At 34.4% G+C, this 25,132-nt stretch carries 11 protein-coding genes; 1 reads left to right on the forward strand and 10 read right to left on the reverse strand.

All coding sequences use genetic code 11. From position 1 onward, the window contains the following. The 5 genes from CVV21_05150 to CVV21_05170 all read right to left on the reverse strand — a co-directional run bounded on the left by CVV21_05150 (nucleotide 1) and on the right by CVV21_05170 (nucleotide 20,292). The gene (locus tag CVV21_05150; protein PKL92140.1) at nucleotides 1–16,956 is read right to left on the reverse strand and encodes a hypothetical protein; all 16,956 of its coding nucleotides are present in this window, start codon (nucleotides 16,954–16,956) and stop codon (nucleotides 1–3) included. Further along, on the reverse strand, nucleotides 16,928–17,863 hold the full coding sequence (locus CVV21_05155; protein PKL92141.1) for a hypothetical protein: 936 nt from the start codon (nucleotides 17,861–17,863) through the stop codon (nucleotides 16,928–16,930). The genes CVV21_05150 and CVV21_05155 overlap by 29 nt, the downstream gene beginning before the upstream one ends. Nucleotides 17,864–18,047: 184 nt before the next feature. Continuing rightward, the gene (locus tag CVV21_05160; GenBank protein PKL92142.1) at nucleotides 18,048–18,881 is read right to left on the reverse strand and encodes a hypothetical protein; all 834 of its coding nucleotides are present in this window, start codon (nucleotides 18,879–18,881) and stop codon (nucleotides 18,048–18,050) included. A 128-nt stretch (nucleotides 18,882–19,009) separates the two neighbouring features. Further along, nucleotides 19,010–19,225, reverse strand: a complete 216-nt coding sequence (locus CVV21_05165) for a hypothetical protein (GenBank protein PKL92143.1) — start codon at nucleotides 19,223–19,225, stop codon at nucleotides 19,010–19,012. A gap of 377 nt (nucleotides 19,226–19,602) precedes the next feature. Next, nucleotides 19,603–20,292, reverse strand: a complete 690-nt coding sequence (locus CVV21_05170) for a hypothetical protein (GenBank protein PKL92144.1) — start codon at nucleotides 20,290–20,292, stop codon at nucleotides 19,603–19,605. Between the two features lie 295 nt (nucleotides 20,293–20,587). Between CVV21_05170 and CVV21_05175 the strand changes: the two genes are divergently transcribed. Next, a complete protein-coding gene (locus CVV21_05175; GenBank protein ID PKL92145.1) occupies nucleotides 20,588–20,905 on the forward strand; it encodes a hypothetical protein in 318 nt (105 codons plus the stop codon). 91 nt (nucleotides 20,906–20,996) lie between these two features. Here the strand turns inward: CVV21_05175 and thiE are convergent, their stop codons facing one another. From thiE to CVV21_05200, 5 genes are all read right to left on the reverse strand, one after another. Further along, nucleotides 20,997–21,638, reverse strand: a complete 642-nt coding sequence (gene thiE / locus CVV21_05180) for a thiamine phosphate synthase (protein ID PKL92146.1) — start codon at nucleotides 21,636–21,638, stop codon at nucleotides 20,997–20,999. Between the two features lie 307 nt (nucleotides 21,639–21,945). Beyond that, nucleotides 21,946–22,146 carry a thiamine biosynthesis protein ThiS gene (gene thiS, locus CVV21_05185; protein ID PKL92147.1) on the reverse strand — a complete coding sequence of 67 codons (201 nt, stop codon included), beginning with the start codon at nucleotides 22,144–22,146 and terminating at the stop codon, nucleotides 21,946–21,948. Further along, a complete protein-coding gene (locus CVV21_05190) occupies nucleotides 22,143–23,255 on the reverse strand; it encodes a 2-iminoacetate synthase ThiH (protein PKL92148.1) in 1,113 nt (370 codons plus the stop codon). The genes thiS and CVV21_05190 overlap by 4 nt, the downstream gene beginning before the upstream one ends. A gap of 1 nt (nucleotide 23,256) precedes the next feature. After that, a complete protein-coding gene (locus CVV21_05195; GenBank protein PKL92149.1) occupies nucleotides 23,257–24,027 on the reverse strand; it encodes a thiazole synthase in 771 nt (256 codons plus the stop codon). 10 nt (nucleotides 24,028–24,037) lie between these two features. Beyond that, a complete protein-coding gene (locus CVV21_05200) occupies nucleotides 24,038–24,766 on the reverse strand; it encodes an adenylyltransferase (GenBank protein ID PKL92150.1) in 729 nt (242 codons plus the stop codon). Nucleotides 24,767–25,132 lie beyond the last annotated feature (366 nt).

Consider the following 25,132-nt stretch of genomic DNA (forward strand, 5'->3'; position numbering starts at 1 on the left):
TTACCTCACTACAACTATTTTTTTTGTGATTTCAATAGCGTCTGTAGATATTTTTAATAGGTACACGCCGTTTGAAACCGGTATTTCGGAACTATTTTTTAAATTCCACAGATACTGATTGATTCCAATTTTCACACTGTCTTTCATAATCTTTTTATTCCACACAGTTGTTCCTTTTATATCAAGAATTTTTAAATTGACTTCTTCTTTTCCAGACAAAGAAAAACGAATTATTGTATCTTTTTTACATGGATTAGGATAGTTATATGCATTTTTTTTTGATAACGAGTCACCTTTTTCCAAAGTTATTTTTTTTGAACTTAACGAAGCAAAACCAGAAGTCGGTTCGTTACCCCAAACTAAACTACCTTGCAGATAGACACATACATAACTCCAATCTGCATATATGTTACTGTTTCTAAAGCTATAGTCATTTCCTTGATCATATTGAGACCAGTCATTCTTATGAAATCTAGATTTTATTTCTACTGTTTCATTATTTTCTAAATAGCCTGCACCCGAATCAAAAGTAATTTTTAAATAACTGTTTTGATTTCCACCAAAATCTCCACTTATGATATCTAAATTTACATTACTTCTACTTGCCCAGTTTAAATCTGTTAATTCCGGGACAGATCCTTCTTTTTGATAAAAATATCTTATTTCAACATCACTTAAACTTATGCTGTTGCTTCCATTATTTTTTAAAATGAATTTAGGCTGAGGTTCCTGCGTATTTAGTGTAATATTTTCATTTGCATGCTGTAGTTGAATATTTGTAATTGAGTTCGTTGATGTTATTGTTGCTGAAGGTGTCAAAGTACTTGTTACAGATAGGGTTTGTGTTAATGATGGTTCAAAAGAATATGTATATGTAATTGATGGGGTTATCGTTTCTGTACTACTTGATTCTGTAATAAAGGTTTGTGTTATTGTTGGTGTTATAGAAACTGTAGATGTAGCCGTATATACCGGATCCATTAATATACTTACGCTGTATTGGTCTATCTCATTTAAATTTTCATAAGCGCCTAATTTAACAAAATATACTCCCGGTTCTAAATAAGTATCTATTTTTGAAAAGTACGAATCTCCATTATCATCATTTGATTCAATTGGATTAATTAAATCATCGTTACTATATAAACCTATTACCGTGTCACTATTTTCCAGACCACTTGTTTCAATCGTTACTTTTGACCTATAAGAAACTAGAATTTTAACCCAATCAATATCTCCCAATGGTGAGATACTATGTGTCTGTACCTGGCTACTCGTAATTATGTCAGCTTGAGTATAATCATCATCATATTCATAATTATCTATTAGAGGCGTTCTTGTAATAGTAATAGTCGGAGATATAGTGTCCGTTTGAGTTATTGTAGATGTCGCTGTTGTAGTTGCGGTTTCGCTATTTGTTGAAGTGATTGTCATAGTTGCTGTTTCTGTACTTGTTTCAGTAACTGTAACAACAGGTGTGTTTGAACCGGTTGATGTTACTGTTATTGTTGGCGTTATTTTTATATATTCTATACTATCAACCCACCCTGAATCCGTTCCCGAGAACCCGCTACCATCTTTAGAATATTCCCATCTTAATATATGTCGTCCTGCAGTGATATCTTTAATTACTTGTTCCCAAACTGTTTCACCACTTATTTGTGCCATTACATTACCGTCTATTAAAAATCTTAAATAGTCATAATTTTGTTCTGACGAAATTTTCCAATAAAACTTTATTGAATCAATATTATTTACTTCCGTTTCAAAATAACTGATCTCATGATCTCTAATCTTTGCCGATTTAACACTATCTGTATTATCTATAATCGGAGCAAATTGGTCTGTTGTAAATAACCACTTTGAAAGACCCGTAATAAACTCCGTATTATTATCAACGCCCTCTGAAATATAGTCAACCGGTGTTACTGTTAGCGTTACTGTAGCAGTTGCGGTGGGTGAAGCAATCATAGTATTTGTCATTGTTTCTGTTATCGTTAATGTTGGTGATACTGTATTTGTATCCGAATTTGTCGGACTTGCTGTTGAAGTATCGGTAATTGTCATTGACGCTGTATTTGAAGCAATAGGCGTCATTGTAGCAGTACTTGTATTTGATGGGCTGACCGTTAGCGACGGTGTTGCAGTTATAGAAGCTGTATTTGTTATAGTATTAGTCGGCAACACAATACAAGGTTCTTGTCCAGATTGTTGATCTATGTCATCCGGGTCTGCCCACTCGGTTACTAACATATCATTTTCATATAAAGTAAAATGAGATTCATTAATATATGCTGTCGAATCAGGCAGTTTTGAATAATCATCACAATTTAAATCAAATGGATCTATCCACCCATTAATATATAACTTTCCGTCGAGACTTTGTGCAAACCCTCCGGGTGGAATATTAAAATCTGTAGTAAAAATTAACGTAGCAGTTCTATTTGCTTTTCTTGTATCACCCGAGAAACAAATATTTGAACTATGTGAATTATCTACAATAATATCAGCATTTACATTCGTTCTCCAGCTATCTGATTGATCTTTAATTTCCCCACCATAAAAACCATTCGATAAGATATTTTGTGTATTATATATCCATATTTTAATTTTTAAATTCTTTATATTCACACTTACAGAATCGTTATTCACTATTTTGAAGTTATACCACATTTCTTTTGATGTTGAATAATTTGCACTACAGTCGTTTGTCGTATCAACATTTGCCACTTGTAAATTTAATTTATGCGTTCCTTGAGTTGAAGTAGGCGTTAATGTTGAAGTCATTGTTTGAGTACATGTTGCTGTTATAGTCTGTGTCGGCGTTGGAGTGCCGTATACAAAAGTTAATAGATCAGATGGCTCCGATTCTCTATCATAAGCATCAACACTTGTAATAATAAATGAATATCTATTTCCGGGAATTAAATTAATTACGGTATAAGATGTGTCTGTAATTACTTCCTCATTTAATAAGTGAAATGGACTTCCAGATTGATATAGGTAATATCCTGTAGCGCCTGTTATTGGCTGCCAAGAAATACTTACACTATTTTCCAAATAATTAATAGACGTTGATGGCATTACTATTTGTGTTGTCTGGGCCGGCGGAGTAGGGATGGGTTTCCCCGTTCCTATTCCCAACAATTCATTATTTCCAACATTACAATACATACGACTATCATTTCCAATAATCAATTCTTGTTTTTCGCCACTAATATTATATTGTCTTTGTAGGTGCAACGCATTGTTGAATATATAAATTGAATTCGGAGTACCAATAAATATTCTAATATTTTTATCAATGACAAAATTTGAAAATCTATTTCCTGGCCCAATATTTGCAATATGATTAGATATTAAATTATTATGCTCTTGATCTGCCGTTACCGGTTTATACCTATAAATGTATTTGTTATCTGCTGAATTGCCACTCAAACTAAAATTATTCGTCCCAATAAAATAGAAATAACCATTATTTAAGGCTCCTATAGGATAATAACTATCGGATGCATTAATAATACCTGTTCCAAACTTATCAAAATATTTTAAATCATCAGTTACAACTATATATCTTAATTCGTGAGTATTTTTGTCTTCATATCTAATGTATATCTTATTATATCTGCTATCATAAAGCAGCTTCACATTTGACCAGTCTGAAAAGTATGTTACATTCATTATTTCATCCAGATTTAGAAACGCCATTGGTTGAGTGCTATATCCTGGCGTTGGCGTTGCGTTTGGCATACTTCCAGAGGGTGGATATTTAACTATTCGCAAGCCCCAATTACCAGGATAACAACCACCAAGAGTTGATGGTTCAACGAAATAAATATATCCGTTATCATCAACAATATAATTTTTCCCGGTATGATTGTTACATACGGCATTTCCTAATTTAATATCTGCCGGCCATTGTTCTTGTAATTGAAATGTTTGCCCTGAAATTTGAACATCTTTATATTTTCTTATTGAACCAGCATCTAAATGATATACATATTCTCCATCAACTTTTGTGTCGTGGTTTAAATAACCGCCTCCTCCAACTTGCCAAACTACTTCTCCGGTTAAAATATTTCTTGCTTTAAATAAGTTTGAAGGTGTTGCTACAACTCCAGGGGTCAATTCAGGATTTGGATCGAAAGTTGTATAATACAGATGATCATTATTACCAAGAACCATATTTGATGTAAGACCTCTTTCAACAATAGAATTTACTTCACCATCAGGGGATAATTGAATTATATAATCTTGAAGTTCATCTCCCGTGAATGCATAAGTATTACTGTATTTATCAGATAATATATTATATATCCTGTCAGGCGCATAAAAATTATATGCCAGAATCATTGAGGTTTCAGAATAACCACTGTTATGTGACCCATAACTGTTTCGAGTATCATAGCCATATTGCTGCCAGCTGTGAACTAATTCATTTAATGGCGTTAGTGTCGGTGTTGGTGATATTATTGGCGTAGCAGTAACAGTCGGTGTAATAATCGGGTTCGTTAAAAAGTTAACATAAACTTCCGCACTAGACGAATACTCACTTTCAATACCATAATTATTAAATGTTTTTACTTTATAATAATAGTTTCCATTAAAGTCCATAAATCTGTCATCTTCAAAAAAATTATTTGATACATCTGTTGTTCCTACATACACATAATCATTATTTTCGTATTTTCTATATATATTATATCCTGATATTTTTGGCGAATTTGTATCACCAACTGAAGCGGTCCACTCAATGCGTGTATAATAATTGTCCGTTTGATATGTAGATTCAGTAGACGAAGACGCCAACACATTAGTTGGAGCAGCCGGTTGAGTATTTACACTGCGCTTAGCTAATATTTGAGCATTTGACGCAGCAATCCAAACCGGTTTTTCCTGCTCTCCATTTATTTGTGAAGAACTGTATAATTCTAAACTTCCAGGCAGGGATGACTTTATCCACGAATTTCCATTATAGTTAAATATTGCCGAATTTGAACCTGTTAATAATGCATATCCTTCTTGCGAATTTACCATTGATATATCTTTAATACCATTAATTATAGAATTATTGGTTGTTTCAGAAGAATCAATATATTCAATATTCCAATTATTTCCATTCCAGCGAGCAAATCCTAAGTGCTTATTAGTTTCAATATTTTCATTTTTATCATGTGAGAATACCGCCCATCCATTTAAAGACATGTTATCATTTAAATTTGTAAAATTAATCTGCTTGAAATTCAGATGATTTAAATTATTTTTATGTATACCAATTCCATTCAAATTAAAGAACGTTTGACCAGGAACACTTATTAAACTATTGTTATATAGAATCTTTGGATAATTATATGTACCCCAACCCGTAGAGTTATTTTTCATTATAAAGGTATTACTTTTTAGAGCCGTAAGAGTTACATCTGATATTGACTTTTGATACCAGCTCCCGTTTCCTAAATATTTACCAAGAAATGGTTTTGATACACCCGAAGCATTTCCTAATATCCAAATATTACTGGTACCACCTATAACATCAAATATTTCATCCCCACAACCCGTTGAACTTGTATTGTTCAATCCAATACAATGATTTACGGTATTTGCTTTTTGCCATCCTGTTAGTTCATTATATTCCCATAATTCATTATTTATCCCTGTAGTATTTTGATTCATTTTAGCCACAGCTATCATATTTCCATTTTGATCTATATCAAATGAACCTATTGAATTTACCCCCGCATAACTACTTAAAGACTGAACAAAATCAAATGAATATGGATGTGATATGTCTAAAGACTGCCACATTTGTTCATTGCTGTTAAACGTCATAATATTAAGTGTGCCAGCATAGTATTTACTGTGAATTTTTCTTTGCGGATTTAATGAATCAAGACCAACGGTTTTCTCGTTATTTCCAAAGTGGAATTTCCATCCCGGATATAAGTCTGTACCGACAGTTTTCCAAATAGATCCTTTTGGAGTTCCAAAGCCCTCGTTACTGTAATAAGTTTCACCAGCAATACCGCTCCCATTTCCATAAACTGCATCTACTGCATATATATATTTTGTAGTATCTTCATTAGTGCTAAAATTTACTATAAATTGATTATTTGTCGTAGATGCTATTTTTACAAATTGCACATTATTTATTGCGCTTTCTGAAGTGTAATTACCTTGATACACATTATAACTTAAAATTTGGTATTCATTATTTCCTGTAGCTTTTTTCCAAGATAGTTTTATGGATTTTGGATCTGACTCAATTTCTAATCCTTTTGGACGTTCAACAGGAATATATGTTTTATAATTTGAGCTTCTTATCAAGACATTCTCGTTTTGATTAAATGTTATCGCCCCTGATATTTCATCTTTAGTAATTTTTCCAGAACCTGCAAAAATATTATTGTTATCTGCAACAACAAATTGTAAATTTAAATTCGTTGGTGTAATTGTAACTATCCATTTATTCTGATTTGAATCCCATACTAATATTTTACCTTGATCTGCCGCTATCCATCCATGTTTTTTATCTTTCATATATATTGCATTTAAGGACCCGTTAAATTCTGAAGAAATCGAATAATCTATAACATTGCTGATATTACCCGTATTGTCCATACTAAAATACTTTATCGTGCCACCCTTTCCAATTGCCCAGCCTGTATTGTCTGCAAAAATGTGTATATCTGTCAATTCCGATTCTGTAATCGAAGATCCTATCTGGCTCCAGTAAGTTAAATTTGTCTTCTGATCCGGACTTAATTGCGTTCCATTTCTCAAAACAGTTCCTACATCACCTACTACATAATAAAAACCATCTCCTCCTAGTTTAACTTTATTTAATTTATTATTTGTTACATTATACGTTGAGGACGTTAAATCATCATTAAGAATAAGAATACTTCCATCGTTTTTGGATATAATTGCCTGCTCATGATTGATATTTTCTATATAGTATTTGTTGTAACAAATGTCAATTTGTTCTTCAGCATTGTTTATTGTATTAAATGGATAATCTATTAAATTATTCTTTTTATCCCACTTCTGGTAAGGTGAAAAAATTTCTTTATTTAAAGCAACAACAAAACGTCTTCTATATTGATTATTATTTGGATAGTTATAATTATTATCCGGTACTACTTTCGTTTCATTTAGCGCTATTGATTCAAAAGATTGTCCATTAAACCTCAAAACATCAGAATAATAAAGCTGTGGGTATCTTAAACCCAGATTTATGGTCTCATCATATTTAGACTTTCGACCTCCGGAAAACCAAATTTCCGTGTCACTGACTTTATATGCCCAGTCAGCCCAATAATCATTAACAATTTCAAATCCAATATGTATTTTATTAATATATGTATACGTATTACTAAAAGCATTATTATTGTATTGTACACGATATATCAAAGAAATATCACTACTTGCGTTCATATCGTTTTCGTTTAGATGAAAAATCGATACAGTCGGATCCACATTTTTCCATGTCGTTCCGTTGTCTACGGAATACTGATATGTTTTAATGCCGTTTTGTCCATTACTATTAGTCGTTGAAAATATAATATTGCTTGCAGAAGTAATATATTCAACACCGCTTTTTATTGAACTCTCGCTTATTGTTATTTTTGGTATTTCTGTATTATAATTTATCGTCATACTTTCTGATTCATCACTTGTGTGATACCCTTTACCAACATATCTTGTAGCCTTTGCTGTTATTATGTTTTCACCCGGAATGAGTTCAATATCTTTTGCAAAACTTCCAGCTTCATTTGTTGTGCAGTAACCTGCTGAGATATCATTAATAAATATCTCAACTTTAGATGCAACCTCAGAAGTACCAGATAATGTAATAATATTAGATGTAATTGCCTGATTAATTGTATTTAGAACTGGAGCATTCATTTTTGACATTACAACAAATTCAGTGAAATGTGTAACTGGAAAATCTAATCTCGTTATATTCACCGGGGTAGAATCACTTGAAAGTTCTGTATTTCTGATGATGTTTCCCATTATTTCCATAGAACCATCACTTTGCACTTTGTATACATTTAAAGAATTAGGGTCATATCCATCTAATTCCCCAGGTAATAGTCTTATTGACATTGTTGCGGGATTATCTGTATTGAAAATTAAACCTTCAGGCTGCGCTTTATACATCACACCATACGGTAACGGCAATAAAGAATCTAAAATAACAGAACTATCCTCAGGTCTAATTGCACTTATTGTGATTATCGTATCCGAACTCAAAGATCCTGATGGAATAGTTAAATAAGCCTTATTGCATGGCGCACTAATTATAGTTGAGGCAGTAGCTGAAGCAAGTTGCCCAACAGTATAGTTTTGCGTTGTTTCTACAGATCCGCTTCCATCAAATACTATTAGTTTAACAATATAGTCTCCATTAAGTTCTGTTACATCCCAATACGCTAAAACGCCGCCAGGTGAAACTGGTCCAGTTGATGCTTTTGGAATCTCATTCCATACACTTGAACCTGCTTTTTTATAAAACATTTTATACCCGGCGAATCCATCTGAAAGGGTTGAGGTTGCGCCATATATTTTTTCAATTCTTTTTGGATAAGAGTTATTCTTCATATTTATTGTAAAAATATCGTCAACATCGTTTGGTAAATTAAATAGACTTGTTAAATTTGAATTTGGAATGGATGACTTATTATAATCTATTTCAAAATCATTATTTATTGATTGAGAATCAGAATATTGTGCAACAACATTCCAACTTGGTGTCGCATTGGCATCTATATTTATAAGCGGATTGTTAATCGGCGAAGTACCACTACCATACCAGTATAAATATTTATTCGTCATTGTATCCGCAAAACTCATATCATTATTATTATAGTAGTCCGAGTATTTAATAGGTTGTGTTTTAGTGATAAAATAATTTGGATTTGAATTACCGTTAAAAACATAACCTTCATTTATAATATTTCCTGCCGTAGCATTCAACGATTGATCCTGCGTGCTATCCCAATTCACTGAGGAATCACTCGAAACAGTTAAATAATCACCGGCTAAACTAATTGAAACATTTGGGGAAACATTAACATTAGTGTATTTAGTTCCAGAGAAGGTGAAATTGTGTGCAGGTAAAATACTTGAATATATAGTTTCAAGATTAACACTTGTTAACTGATGATTTTTGAAACATTTTTTCAATCCATCTGCTGCTATCCACTTGCCAGTATCAGAACTCGCAATTGTAAAAGTTTGATTCCAAGGCGTTGGAGCATTAGGTGAAGTTGTATCAATAGAATTTAACGTTCCTTCTATTTTATAATTTGCATCATCTGTTTTAGTTACTACAAGCTCTGAAATATTTGTATTAATAACAGAATTATCATCATAATCAGCACTTCCTGTATAATATGTTCCCCCTATTGCTTCTGCAAGCACAAAAATTGGAGTACTTCCAAAAGTGGCATTAGTTAAAATTTGACCGTTGTGTGAAGTTGCAGCAGGAATATTCTCTATAAAATTAATATCAGAAGGCGCGCCTGGTATGGCTGAATAATCAGTAATTTCTTTATTTGAAATAACTTCCTTCATTAAGGTTTTGCCTGTAACGGTATACGAAATATTTATATTACTTGGACTTATTTGAAAATAATCATAAACATGTTCATTTGGTTTTACTATACATTGCCCTGCGGTTGCTGCATGTACATCTGCCCAAACAAACGTTTTCGCTTTAAAATGATCTTTGCCTTTCTCTGTTATAACAAATCCTCTATTCGGATCTACGCTAAGGTATATCGAAGGTGTTGGATATGGTTCTAAATATTCTACCGAATTTCCATATTCATCAAAATAATATACAGTTACTTCAATCCACCTTGTTTCCATTGCTTTTCTAAATAAAGTATATTTCCCTTGATTATCCTGTTCAATAATGCACATTTTGCTATAATCTCTAATGCCAACATCACTCCCACCCACTTGTATTCCAGAAACCGTTTTGTCATAAATAATATCTGATTTTAATCCTATTTTCCAATTATATATATTATTGTGTGCCGGATAAGTTGTTTCTTCTCCATTAACAGTAAAAGAACAGGTAAAATCTTGTGGCTGATAATATAATCCATTAGCTGATGCATTCCAATTTAATAAAGTTTTTCCTTGGATTATCGAACCCGAAGAAGGAGAACTTATCACTGCCGTCGTTCCTCCTGTACCATTAGTTATAATTAAAGGTATTTGGGCTGTAGCAATTGATCCGTCACTAATAGATTCGGCTGTTATTACACATTTGTATAAACCGTTGATTGCACTACCAGCCCAATTAGTTACTTGTGCTGATGTATCTGTTATAATATTTGGTACTAAAGTTGAGATTAATGAATCATTTTGATCTAAAATTTTCACTAGAACCGAAGAATCTTGAGAAACTTGATAATTAATAGTAATTGATTGTGCAGGTAATGCAATATTAGGAGATGCCGTAATACTCGAAATTGTATTCGGTCTAATCCAATTGTCTTGTACAATAACATCGTTATAACTTGTGGAAATACCAATTCCATCATTATCCATAGCAGTAAGCTTTATTCTATAATTTCCAGCCTCCACATAATCTGTTCCTAACGTATTTCTTCCGTCCCACACAAATGTACCATCGGTGCTGCAATCAGCATTTACTCTATGATATACAACTTCTTTTTCTTCTGTAGTTTCAAGTTTCATTATATCCAAACTTAAATATGTAGATCTACCTGAAGAATTTAAAATATATTTTATATCAAAAGTGGTTAATGTTGATGTAATTGATAGTATTGCTGTATTTGTTGGTTCTTGAATGGATATAATCGGTACTGATGAATCTATTACTGTGTCTGTATATACAAATTCTTTATGGTCAAAACTTATATTCCCGCCACTATCTTTTGAAACTAATAAAATCGTATAAATTGACCCATTAATCAGCGACGAAGTGTTTGTATTCCATAAACCTATAATCGAGTTATTAACTGGTACTTTTGAAATGTTTGAATTTGGATAAAAAGTATCAACTTCCTGCTGTGAAACCGGTACTGTTATTCTGTGCCAATCTAACGAAGAAATTAATGCCGGATTATCCGTTCCTGTCCAAGATGTTATACTTCCTTCTCTGTACCATAATTCATATGAATGAAAATCTCCCGTGTCATTTACAGTTGGATCTAGGGCGGTACCACGAATTATTATATTTCCATTAGTACCAGATGCAGGTAATACAATCTCAGTTGGTATTCTATTATTAATAATACTAATTGTTTGTACCGATTGATTTAAATTATTATCTGTTGTGGTTAATTTTATATAGTATTTCCCGTCAATAACACTATTATTACTTGTATCTTTTCCATCCCAAATAAAAGACCCTGCCATTGAAGAATTTGCAGAATATACTTTTACAAGAGCATTCAAACTATTTCTTATTTCAATTACTGCAGTTGCTGTCTTATCTAAATCATAATTAATACTTACATTCGTATTTAATCCGCCAATACCCGTAGAACTAAATACACCAGGATTTGCAATAAAATTACTAATAATAGCCGGTGTTCTTTGTATTACAACCGGCACTGCCGTTGTTTCTATAGATATATTTCCGGCTTCATCAGTTGCGGATATTTGTAAATAATACGTTCCATCAGGTAAAAATTGTCCTGTTTCATCTTTCCCATTCCATTGAATTTGCTTTATATTCATTAATCCCGGCGTTATTGTTTCCGATGTAGAAAACATATATTTTTTAGAAGTATCATAAATATTATAATCAACTTTTATATTATCAGAATACGAATCAGCTATTTTATATCCAATTAATATATTTGAATCATTTGCTGCAAATGTTAAATCACCTGACGATGTAGAAACTGTAACATCATTTATAGCCGGAGCCTGTATATCTAAAACAACCGTCATGGTTTGCACTGCTGAATTATAAGCCACATCAAGTACTGTTAATTCTAATAAATATAACCCTTCATCAGCAGTTGCTGGTTCCCACTCATAATTAATACTGTTTCCAGAACTTAGGTCTGTTCTAATAGGCCAAGTTTCATTATTTGTGGTTGTTCCAACTTTTCTTGCAACTAAAGATACACTGCTAATTAAATTTGATGGATTAGTATCAGATGCAATTACAGTCATTAATACCTTGTCTTGTATTCCATCACTATTAGGAGAAAAAACCGTAGGGCTTGCAATAAAATTAATATTAGGGGGCGTATTGTCAATTGTTAAAAGGTATACAGTTGCAGGTTCAGCAGATAAATTTCCACCTGCAGGGTTTGTCACTTCGTTAAAATCCGTGTCAGGAAGTTGTCCATCAGCAGCATAAAAATAATACTTTATTGAATCATTATCATTTAAACCTAATCCACTTAAATCAAAACTATAATTATACTCATCGCCATAATTTATTGAAGTATCATCATAATTTAAATTGGCAATTTGCCAACTACCCCAGGTTCCTTCATGATTAATACTATATACAATCTTTCTTATAAGATTAGGACTGTTCTGATTTTCATCATTATCCAAAACGAAAGCAGTTAATCGAGTATTATTTGGCTGATAAAGTTCTGGCTGTATGTGATAAATTAAAGGCTTATATGAAACATGATCCGTTCGATACCCGGGCAATGAAAATAAGTTTTGGAAATTGAAATCACGTATATTTGAATCCCAAAAATGAAGTTGTTCCTCCCCAAAAATAAACGTTGAATCCGAGGCTGTTGTATACATAACATTCTGTTGCTTATTATCCGGATTTGTTTCTTCGTCAATACCTAAACCATGCCCTATTTCATGGGCTACAACAGAACCTTCCCACTCATTTATAAACGGATTATCCTTTGTATTATTGATTCTAGTAGTGCCATCTTTATTGTATAAGTTTCTTGTATTTAGGTCAAAAACATATAAACCTTTAGCATTTGCATTATTTATATATAAACCCGCCGCACCCTTTAAATTTACCCCCTGAGACGTCGTCCCAACAATATTAGTCCAACCCGGTGCAAAAATAATATGCATAACTCTATCGCTGAAATTATAGCCATCCTTAATATAATCAGCAAATTTGCTTGAATTTAATGAATTTTCAAGATAAGAAATGTTTATATCCGGCTTAATACCATCCGCAGGTAAAATTGATATTTGAGTAGCCGGTTGCGAAGAAGCAAAATGAAGTTTTACTCCAGCATTCTCCATTAATGTTGTTACATACGTTTTTGTTAAAGGTGTGATCTGATATTTATATTCTGTTGCGCTATAAAAAAAACGCATCCAATCAATTTCCACTAATAAATCAATATATTGCGGACTTAAATCTTTAAATTCAATTTCGTCAGAAGGTGCGGATAATAATGAATAATGTGCTATTCGACATTCCTGCAAAGCATTCAAACCATCACCAAGCGAAGGTCTTTTATTAGAAGCAATTTTATATGGAATATCTCTATCTAAAGTTGCTTCATTTATATCTATTCCAGGAACTTTTTGTTTTGACAGATCACAACCATCTGCTGGCGTCCATCCAACCCAATTTTTCCAACATTTAAATTCCCAACCATCCGGCATCAAATCACCATCGCTGTCTACTGACGAATCATAATTAGCTTCATTAAATAAATAAGGATTAAAATCTAAAATTTCATAGTCTGAAACATCCGCCTTTGAATCCATAGTCAAATCCGGCCTCGTCGGTGTAGAATAACCCTGTTTTGCAATAGCGACCTGATATGTTCCAACTGATGGCACCAAGATAGAGTTATTACTAAATCCAGAAGCAACATAAATATCAGAATTTAATGCAGAAATGTATTGTTTTGCTGTAAATAAAACATTTGGTACTTCTATGTAACTTATAGCACTGTCTACTCGTGGTGACGTTTTGGCAACAAAATTAATAGTTTTTCTTGGTATAGAAATATTTATATTTGATGATTCATAGTACTTTACGCCATGTCCCGGCGGCATTTTGTAATAGTTTCCAGCTGCATCTTTAAGTTGTATTCTTAATTGATACACATCATTATTTAAAAGTTGCTGTTGCTCCGATGAATCTTTAAATGTTCCATACCAAGTAAAACTTTGTGCCCCTGCAGTTTTTGCTTGAAAACTTTGAACAAGATGCTCATTTCCTGATGAATCAGTAACTTTATATTCAATTTCACAATTCTCATCAACAAAATAAGAAATAATGATAGGTTGTCCAACAGTTGATAAATTTGAGTTGCTAATAGAAACCGAACTAATTTCTGGCGGAGTAATATCTTTACTAATAAATTTATCCCAATCCGAATCATTTGTCAATTTTAATAACGAGTAATTTGCTTGCGGCCAGTCAATAAAATGATTATAATTTTTTTGATCCGTTGGAAAATAGATGGTAATTCCACCGGCATCAGACAAATCATCAGCCGGAATTAAAGATATTGTTGGATCATCCCATTTATAAAAAACTAAAGAATTAGGATCATTTGGACTCATAACATTGATTAAATTTTGACATTTCGTATATAAGCCTGAAGTTGTTATATCTCCGGTTATAAGTGACTGAAATTGATTAGTTGTTTTATATAAGTCCGCAAAAAATCTTTTTTCAGGATTTTCATCAAATGGGAATCTTAAAGCAAATTCTTCTTTTATAGAATTTATTTCAGGATAGAAATACTCATAAATTTCAGGGGTCATTAATTCCTTGGCTAATTCTGTTAATTTTGCTTTTGCGTCATCCATTTTATTTAAATCTAAAGCCGCACACGTTCCATTATTGTAGGGTAATTCATGACCTTCTCTAAAGTTTTCCACATACTGTTTAGCCATCTCTTTTGCTTGTTGATTATCAGGAAAAGCATTAATTACAGTTTTAAAGTCATTAAATAAATTTTTATAGTTTAACGCTCCTGCATATGTAATATTTTCTGAACCTACCATATAATCAACCGCATCTTTAATTTGATATGCCGTTTCAAATGAACTTTGTAAACAAGAATCAAATGCAATCAAATCTATTTTTTTGTTTTTTATGTTTTTTATGTTCGTTAATGCTACAGATACATTATTAATGCCTGTGTAAACACCAGAATCATCATCAAATAAATTTTCTATAAAACTAAACCCATGACACGCAATAATGACCATATAATGATCTGCCGGGTATTTTTCAAAAGCAAATTCTATAAATCTTTGTAGAATCCTATAGTCTGCTGAATTTAACTCCGGATTTAAACGACTTCCTGTATTTGTAATATTAGGAATATTTAAAATGCCGGTCGTGTCAAAATCAAGTTTTTCCATATATCCAGATTTTAATTCATAAACTGCAGCCTCGGGATGTAGCGTTGAATTACCGTCAAAATACACAATCCCATCTAGATTGTTATCACAACCAGCAACTTTCATGCCTCCATTATTATCAAAAATCGCACCGTGCTGAAACCCTGTTATATCAGTAAATAAATTAGGATCATTATCAGCACATACATAATCAATAACCGTCCATTTCTTTTTTCTAATCACAGTAAACGAAGATTTAACAGTAGTTTTTGTATCTGAAGCAACTATTTCTATTAGACTTGTTCCTCTTTTTATACTATAAATGGAATAATTTAATGAATAGGATGTAAGCGCTCCACCTGTAATAATCGGTTGCGAACTATATAATATACCGTCTTGATATAAGTTTATTATTACGCTATTTAATGGCAATCCCCCTGCATCAGTTATTGAAGCTGATACATTTAAAGAATCTGAATATATGGTATTTATCGAATCCGAAATAGGATTTAAACCTGAAATTGTGGGTGGGGCGTCAAAATAATAAGTAAAACTTTGAGATAAATTATTTCCACTATAGTCACTTGCAGATATGGAAACAATATTGCTTCCCGGAGATAAAACAAAATTTTGATTAAATATTGAACTTTGTCCAGAAGTTACAACTGCCGAACCAGAATTTAGAGCTATAGATTTATTTTGTATTCCGGAATCATAATCATTATTATCATCAGCAACTTCACAAATAACTGTAACGTTCGGGTCTGCTGTTGTATATCCATTTAAAGGTGAAATAGATACAATTCTAGGACTCGTGGAATCAATCCATAAATTCGTACTTGACGAATAAACATTTGGAGAAGCTTTTGCAAAATCAGATGCATTTGTACTTAGACAAAATAAATCATTTTTCATTGATAACGTTGAATATGTTTTTGTATTACTGGCCGAATTACTGCCAGGAGCAGAATAATTTGTAGTTGGAAAAGCTTCTGTTTTATCTCCATTCCCAAAAGAAGTGTCTGTATTTTCATTATAAATATTTGCACCCATACTGCTTATTCCTGATTCATCATCACTTGCATTCCAAGAAAAAATAAAACTTTGTGTTGAACCATAATAGTTATTCCCTAAATATTGATAGGCGCCAGATATGGAAATTGATGATATCGGATTTATATCATCATATGGATATTCATAATTTATTTTAAAACCACATGCAACTGGCTGCGTTCCCGTTTTAACGCCTGTATTATCATATATATCTTCAGTCTGAACAGCATTTAATAGTTCAACCTTCACTTCACAACTTGTTATTGCGGAAGGATTAACAGAATAAATTAACGTTGTAGAATCTATGGCATTGGCAACTTCCGTTCCTCCAACAAATAGATGCATTTTCAAACCAACGCTTTGCGTTTTATCCGAAATCGAAACAGTAATTGCTTGTGTATAATTTACATAAAAAGTACATGCAGATATTGATGAATTTACTGTTGTTGAAGAATTCAAAACAGCAAATCCTGTGTCAGCAAAAACGTTTATATGCATTAAACAGAAATTTAAACTTAATAATACAAAATATTTAAAATACTTTTTAATATTCAACTTTATCATTACTCCTTTATTTTTTTTCCCTGATTTCCTGAACATTTATAATTTCACATAATAACATTTCTTTTTTAGTACCATTTATTACACCCTTATTTTTATGAATGAATATAAGAAGTTTAATATAATCATTATTTTCATTCTCTGCTTCATATTTTTGTATATATGGAAGTAAACTTCCGATATATAGAACATACTTTCCGTCACTTATTCCAGAATCCCTTGCAGTACTCATCTCATTTATTTTTACTATTTTTGAATAATCAATATTTGTTATTTTTTTTAAATAACCTTCTACTTCTACAATTCTATTATTGTTTTCTGACGTATCATTATAAAGGTTTTCAAGTTCTACTTTTGTTAAGTTGGTTTCACATTTATTTTCCTTATTATCCTCTTTGTAATCTTCAGGCGTGGAAAATTCAACGCTTGATTGTAATGAAACGGTGCCATCTCCGCTAACTGTTGTATATCCTAACGAATAGTGATCCATGAAGTTACTATCTTTTTGTTTTCGCGTTTTTTCCACCACAACATTTCTTACAACAACATAATACTGTGTAGCAGCTTCTAAATTTGGTAAATACAAACATTTATTCTCTGTAAAATATATTTTTTCACTAAAATCAGGAATATTTTGAATATATGACATAGAATTTGAATCAGCTTTTTTTAAGACATGAACTAAATAACCCAATTCTTTTTCTTTGCTTTCTCCCGATTTAGCAATATATTTATCATCTGTTTCTATTTTATTAAAATCCTCCCAATTTAACATTACAGAAGAACTAGTCACGGTAATATGAACATACGTTTTATTGTTTTGATCGGGGGTTTTTTTTGCATAATATTTATTAACATTATCATTAATATTTTCACCAAATGCACAGATTGAAAAGATTAACAAAATACCAACAATGCAAATAACCAATTTATTACATTTTCCCATTTTTCCTCCTATATACCTTGAAAATTTTTTCTATCTCAGTTTGTTATTATGTATTTTTATAGCGTAATTTAGTTTTTAATTAATACGCTTTAAACTATCGCTCATTCTTTATGCATGTTCTATTAATCAATAAAAACTTTATTTCAAAATTATTTTAATAATTACATTTAAACTTGGTTCACAGCTAATTATTAACAAAAATTTTCCAGTCATTTTTTATAGGTTTCAGTTTTTTCTGTAAATCTTCAGATAAGTAATATAAAAATGTTAATCCGGTTTTATTTTCTATATCTTCAATAGTCGTACTATAATCTGGGGATATTGTATCAATATCTGTATTGGGAAGAAGAAGCGCCCAGGTTTTAATATTATCCCAATTATTTCCGCCTGTTATTACAATTACAAAGAAGTGTGAAGGTATCCAGATTTTACTTTTCCCTAAAACCGCGACAGGTTTTTTTGTTCTTTCGTTATTAGAATCCAGGAACACTGGCCCGGTTAAAACAGTACAATCTTTCTTTAACACTTCTGTCTCAACTTGTTTCCATACATACTTATTAAAATTTTTATTCTGCGGACAGGTATTTGAAAAATAATAGAATTCTTTTTTCGCTTCATATCCACCCTCATAAGTAGGGTGAGAAAAAGCCATTTGTCCAATAACATAATCGCCGGATTTGTAGTCTAAATTATTTGCCTGCTCATCGGACTTAAAATTAGCATCATGCATATAGGAAAAAGCCGTATGCGAAAAAGACTTATACAATTCCACATTGTTTATAATATTAACAACTAATGGCTGTTTTTTTTCTTTACTGTATATTATTCCATATCCCCAACGCAAAGAGTTTAAACTGTTCTCTTCGTGAAAGATAATTCCATAATTCCCGTGCGAAGCCGTGCTTAACCATTTTTTTGACAGTCCCGTACAGCTAATTAACATTAAAATAGCAATAACAGATATAACCAATTTTAATACTTTAATTTTACCTGTTATTGGACTGTTTTTTAAACCCATTTACTTCCCCTTCTGATTCATTTTTCAAATTTTATTCTTAAGTACTGATTTAAGTAATGAAAACTTTAACAAAACAATAAATTAATGCAAACCTTGAAAGTAGAACCACATCTATCCCTTATACTAACCTAAACATTACAGTCATATTTAAACATACCGCAGCCGTCCGGTGAAATATTTTCAATTTTAACAATCTCTGATTTTATTTCTATTTGATTAGTATTGGTTTTCCGGGAATTAATAACATTGAAAAGATTATAATCCTTAGCAGAAATAGAATAAGGAAATAAAAGATTTGCATCCGTTAGCATCGCTAAGTTCTTAAAATAAAAACCCTGTTTCAAAAAAACCCTCCCTCTTGCTTGTGTTATGAAAATTAATCTACAACAAACATTTTTTTCTGTCAACTATTTTGTTAATTTAAAACATTAAACATATCACTTTAGGGGATAAAGGTATTAACACGTGTAAATGTTTAAGCTGATATTATTAGTTAGTATTATCTTTGCCCGTAAAAACAAAAACTCTTTATCATCCCCTGCAAGGTTTTACTTTGCGGTAATATTATTGACCCGGGTTATTTCTATTACTATCGCAATCCTTTTAGCGCCGACTTTTACATGAAAATGAATGCGGGACTTGAGCTGTCTTGCTTTTGGTATATTTGCCCCAAAGACCATTTTTCCTAAATTTAAACTCAAGGGACACCCCCTTATCTCTTCTAACCGGTACTCACCTTTAAAACCTCTTTTGCCCCTTCCAAAAACTCAAATTCTGTTTCTATTATCTCGAATTCCGCGTTTTTAAATATTACATCCTTCATTATCCTGTCTACAAATTCTGATTTCCGGTAGCGAAGGTTAATAAGCGGATAAATAAGTATTGTACCTTTAGTCACGCGCACCAATTCCTCTATTGCCTTTCTGTGAAACTCATAATCCAGATGCTCGTCATAAAGAAAAAGAAAATGCGAACACAGCGCAAGCGTAAATTCCTTATCATAAAAAGGCGAAACAGGCATATTGCACGTTATATATTTCTTTCCCCTGTTTTCCCTGTAATCCTTTAAAAATAAATCCCTGGCAAAATTCCTGTGTTTTTCAAGATCAGTTTCGTCCTTATAGTAATCCCATTTGTAATGATGTTTTGTTTTGGAAAGGGAATTGAACATTATTTTTAAATCATCTGCTGATTTTGTTTCTAATTCTTTGTGAGTAAATTTATATATCCTGTCCGCGGATATGCTGTTAATTCCTTTTATTGACGCTTCGTGTGTGAATGAAGATACCCCGCCGCCGCAGTCCAGCACGTTTTCCGCGCGCATATCAATTTTATCAAGTCCGAATATCGCTTCGTATTCACTGTAACTGCGGCCTATAGCCACAATGTCTTTTAATTCAAATTTTTCCATAAATATATATTACAACAAAAACACCTCACTTTCCAACATCCGTGTACGCCGCATACGTTGTCCCGTTGCAGGCATATAGAGAGGTATAGTCTGCTATACCTGCAGATAATCCGGCTGTTTCAATAAGCTTCCACGCACTTCCGTTATATTTCATTACCGTTGTTGCCGCTATTTCTCTTTAATGATTTAATTATAACTTTCTTACTTTACGGCATTGTGAATTTATCAGCCACATGTTAAAATCCTTTTCATTAAATTCAAGAAGGGGTAAATAAAAAAACAAGGAGATTTGAAAATGAAAAAAACATTAATTGGATTGGGGCTTGGAGCAATTGCCGGGGTTGTGGATGTTATTCCTATGATAATACAGAAATTACCATTGTCTGCTGACATTTCGGCGTTTACATTTTGGGTAGTTTCCGGGTTCCTGATAGTACACAGCGAAATAAAGATAAAACCTTTCTTTAAAGGCGTGCTTATATCGTACCTTGTGCTTATTCCGTCTGCTGTATTAGTGGGAGCATCAGATCCAAAAAGCCTTATCCCTATGTCAATAATGGCCTTAATTCTTGGCGGATTGCTGGGAGTCTCTTCCGCACGCTTGAGCCGTTAAGCAGGTTTAGGAGCTTACAAATAGTTTTTATCTTTTTATAGCTCATCAAAAACAGCAGGTACAGGCGATGCATATTTTTTGCCTTTATGTATTAAAAACTCTTTATCATTCCCTGCAGACCTTTTACTTTTGCGGTGATGTTATCAGCCCGGGTTATTTCTGTTACCATCGCAATCCTCTTCGCTCCGGCTTTAACAAGCTGTGGGATGTGGTGTTCTTTAATCCCGCCCATGACGGTATATGGGATGTTAATTTTTTTGGAGATTTTTATCAGGGTTTCAATACCAAGCGGGGCCATTAAATTTTCTTTTGTTTTTGTCGCAAATATTGGCCCTATGTTTATATAATCCGCGCCGTCTTTCTGTGCCTGAAGCGCCTCTTTCATGTTATGGGTGGAGACTCCTATTATCAGCCCGGGTGCAAGTTTCTTTGCGTCTTTACATGGAATGTCATCCTGCCCAAGGTGAACGCCGTCTGCCTTGCATATTAGGGCTACGTCTATATGGTCGTTTATAATAAGCAGGGCTTTATATTTATCTGTCAGTTTTCTGAATTCAAGAGCCATTTTTAAAATTCTGCCTTTATGGTACTCCTTTTCCCGTAACTGCACCATTTTCACCCCGCCCTTTAAAACCTTTTCAAGCGTTTTAACGGATGAGCCGTTGGAACAGAATTTTTCCGTTATAACGGAATAAATGCCAAAAGGCCAGCTGTTTAGTTTTGTATTATTCATAATTTCTCCTTTAAAAAGGTTTTTCACCGATCTGGTAGCCGCGCCTTTTAAGGCGCGTTGTTTAGATTTATGTTTTTAACTGCCGCACCCTAAAGGGTGCGCCTACCAATACAACACCATTACAAAAACAAAAACGCGCGGGCTAAAGACCCGCGTCTACCAATGCTAAACCATACCAAACATTTTTTTATATCCCTTTAACTGCCGCACCCTAAAGGGTGCGCCTACCAGTACCAAACCATTTTCCGAGCCACCGAGCTGCCGACCTTCCAAGCATCCAACCTTCCAAGCATCCAAGCATCTAGAACTATCCTCCCCCTACAAACCTTACTATTTCCACTTTATCTCCTGAACTAATACTTCTATTATCAAAATCATCTCTTCCAATTATCTCCCCATTTAATTCCACGACAGTCATGCCTTTTTTTAGTCCAAGCGATACAAGCAGCGCGGAAATAGTCATGGTGTTTTCAAATTCTTTTTCAGAGCCGTTAATTACCGCTTTCATTTATTACCCCCAAACGTATCAGCCCAGTCTTTAAACACGGGATAATACCCTTTGCTTTTAATTGCCAGAAGTATTTCTTCCACGCTTCTGTCGTCGCAAATTTCAAACTGGCCTTCAGATTCGCTTCCGACGTAGCCGCCGGGATTTGTCTTTGAACCGGCGCTCATATTTGTTACTCCAAGGCTTATCATATTGTCCCTGAAATCCGCGGCTTCCCTTGTGGAAAGGGTGATGCCGGCAAATTTGGTATATATCCTTAAGGCAAATATCATCTGCACAAGCTCCCTATCGCTTATTATCTGATACGGTTTGAATGCGGAGCTGGAGCCTCTCATCCTTGGAAAACTTACGGATACTTCTGTTTTCCAGTATTTTTTCATTATATATGCCGCGTGCGCGCCCACATACGCCGCTTCCGTGCGCCAGTCATAAAGCCCTAAAAGCGCGCCTATGCCGATTTTACGGAACCCCGCCTGCGCCGCGCGGTCAGGAGTGTTAATGCGCCATTCAAAATTTTTCTTCTGCCCGGACAGGTGGACTTTTTTATATGTTTCAGGGTCATAAGTTTCCTGATACACCGTAAGCCCTGTGGCACCGTTATCCACAAGTTTTTTATAGCCATCAACATCCATAGGGTAAATTTCAAGCGAGACCTGCGTAAAATACTTTCTTGCAAACGCTACACACCGCGCTATGTAATCAAGCCCGGCTTTGTCAGGAGCTTCCCCGGTTAACAGAAGAATACTGTTATATCCCAGGTTTTTTATACCTTCAAGTTCGGCTTTCACTTCTTCTTCGCTTAGCGTCTTTCTGTTGATTTTATTTTTTCTGTTGAACCCGCAGTAAGCGCATTCATTGGAACATTCATTGGAAATATAAAGGGGAATGTACATGTTAATATTTTTACCAAAGTGTTTCTGCGTCATTTCCCTTGCCCTTATCGCCATGTAATCAAGCAATGAAGCCGCCGCGGGCGAAAGCATCGCAAGAAAATCCTGATAGGAGGCACTCTCTTTTTTAACCGCGCTTTCAACACGCGTTTTATCATCGGAATTAACCGCTGCTTTTATCTGCTCTGTATCTATTTTTAAAAACTCTTCATAAAACATATTATTTTACCAGCCAGTCTGTGGGTGATGAAGGCCTTGCGTTGTCCCTTTTTTCTGCCATACCCGCAAGGTAAGCAAGCCTGCCCGCGCGCGCGGCAAGTTTAAACGCCTCCGCCATTCTGACAGGGTCAGGCGAGGCTGATATGGCGGTGTTTATCATTACCGCGTCCGCGCCAAGTTCCATTGCAAGCGCCGCGTCCGAAGGCGAACCGATACCCGCGTCTATGACAACTGGAATCCCCGCCTGTTCTATTATTATTTTTATCGTATCAATTGACTTCATTCCTTTATTGGTACCTATCGGCGACGCAAGCGGCATAACCGTTGCAGTGCCCGCGTCTTCAAGTTTTTTTGCCAGCACGGGATCAGGCCCTATGTATGGCAGCACCACAAAACCTTCTTTTACAAGTATCCGCGCGGCTTTAAGGGTTTCGTCCCCGTCCGGCCACAGATATTTTGGGTCGGGCGTCACTTCAAGTTTTATCCAGTTTGACAGCCCCATTCCGCGCGCCAGCATTGCCGTCCTTACGGCTTCATCCGCGTTCTGCGCGCCGGAAGTGTTGGGGAGAATGAATATTTTTTTGGGGTCAAGCGCGGACATAATATCCGCGTTGGGGTTTTCAAGGTCCACGCGCCTTACAGCCACTGTTATTATTTCCGCTTCTGACGCATCAAGGCATTTGTTCATGATTTCATCTGACGGAAATTTTCCCGTACCAATCATGAACCTGCTTTTAAATTCCCTGTCTGCTATTTTTAAAATGTCATCCATGTAAACTCCTTTATCCGCCGCAGGCGGTGCATCCCTGTTTTTTAGTAATATTTAACACCCTGTATTGCATTTTTAATCCGTCAAAAAACAGCATGCGCCCTGTATTCAGGGTGCCTGCGTTAGTAATGTATTTCACCGCTTCCATTGCCTGCAGCGTCCCTATATTACCCGCAACAGCTCCCAATATACCGTCGTTTATTGATGTGTGCGCGTCATCGCCGGCCGGCACATTTGACATAAAACACCTTAAGCACGCCTGCCCGGGTGTATATGTCATTAACTGGCCGCCCCACGCCAGCGCGCCGCCGTGGCAGTACGGTTTTTTTAATTTCACGCAGGTGTCATTAATAAGGTACTTAACCGCAAAATTATCAACCGCATCTATTATAAAATCATACTGTGATATTATGTCCGCCGCGTTCTGCGCGTTTATCATTTGCGGATGGCAGATAACTTTAACTTTAGAATTAAGTTTTTTTACTTTATCAGCGGCCGAATCTGTTTTAAGCCGCCCAAGGTCAGATTCAAAATGAAGTATCTGCCTGTTTAAATTTATTACTTCAACTTCATCCCCGTCCGCTATTGCAATTGTGCCCGTGCCTGCGGCTGCAAGATAATATATGACAGGCGAACCAAGGCCGCCCGCGCCGATTACAAGCACGGAGGAGGACAAAAGTTTATTCTGCCCTTCAGCACCTATCTCTTTTATTCTGATGTTCCTGTCATAACGTGTGTCCATAGTTGTCCTTATACATTAAATGAAAATCCGAGGGACGGATGCACGGAGGGACAGAGGGACGGAAGTAATACCACATATCAAAGCATCCATTCCTCCAAGCATCTAACCTTCCAAATCAAAATCACGCACCCTAAAGGGTGCGGCTATCCCGCCTGCTTACGCTCGTAAACTTGCTTCATCGCCGGGATTTCCGCTCGCATGCTCGCTCCAACCAATACAACAAGATAATGTCAAAACAAGACGCAACATGTTGCGTCTCTACATTAGACACCATCACTACAAAATCGCGCGGGCTAAAGACCCGCGTCTACCAAAACAAAACCAAATATTAAAAAAAAACCAACCACTTAAAAACAAAAAAGCCCC

It is taken from the genome of Candidatus Goldiibacteriota bacterium HGW-Goldbacteria-1, from assembly GCA_002839855.1.
GTDB lineage: Bacteria > Oederibacteriota > PGYV01 > PGYV01 > PGYV01 > PGYV01.

Coding starts and splice junctions, on each gene's coding strand:
- CVV21_05175 (PKL92145.1), top strand. CDS start 20,588: ATGAAAAAAACATTAATTGGATTGGGGCTTGGAGCAATTGCCGGGGTT.
- CVV21_05160 (PKL92142.1), bottom strand. CDS start 18,881: ATGGGTTTAAAAAACAGTCCAATAACAGGTAAAATTAAAGTATTAAAA.
- CVV21_05170 (PKL92144.1), bottom strand. CDS start 20,292: ATGGAAAAATTTGAATTAAAAGACATTGTGGCTATAGGCCGCAGTTAC.
- thiE (PKL92146.1), bottom strand. CDS start 21,638: ATGAATAATACAAAACTAAACAGCTGGCCTTTTGGCATTTATTCCGTT.
- CVV21_05155 (PKL92141.1), bottom strand. CDS start 17,863: ATGGGAAAATGTAATAAATTGGTTATTTGCATTGTTGGTATTTTGTTA.
- CVV21_05195 (PKL92149.1), bottom strand. CDS start 24,027: ATGGATGACATTTTAAAAATAGCAGACAGGGAATTTAAAAGCAGGTTC.
- thiS (PKL92147.1), bottom strand. CDS start 22,146: ATGAAAGCGGTAATTAACGGCTCTGAAAAAGAATTTGAAAACACCATG.
- CVV21_05150 (PKL92140.1), bottom strand. CDS start 16,956: ATGTTCAGGAAATCAGGGAAAAAAAATAAAGGAGTAATGATAAAGTTG.
- CVV21_05200 (PKL92150.1), bottom strand. CDS start 24,766: ATGGACACACGTTATGACAGGAACATCAGAATAAAAGAGATAGGTGCT.
- CVV21_05190 (PKL92148.1), bottom strand. CDS start 23,255: ATGTTTTATGAAGAGTTTTTAAAAATAGATACAGAGCAGATAAAAGCA.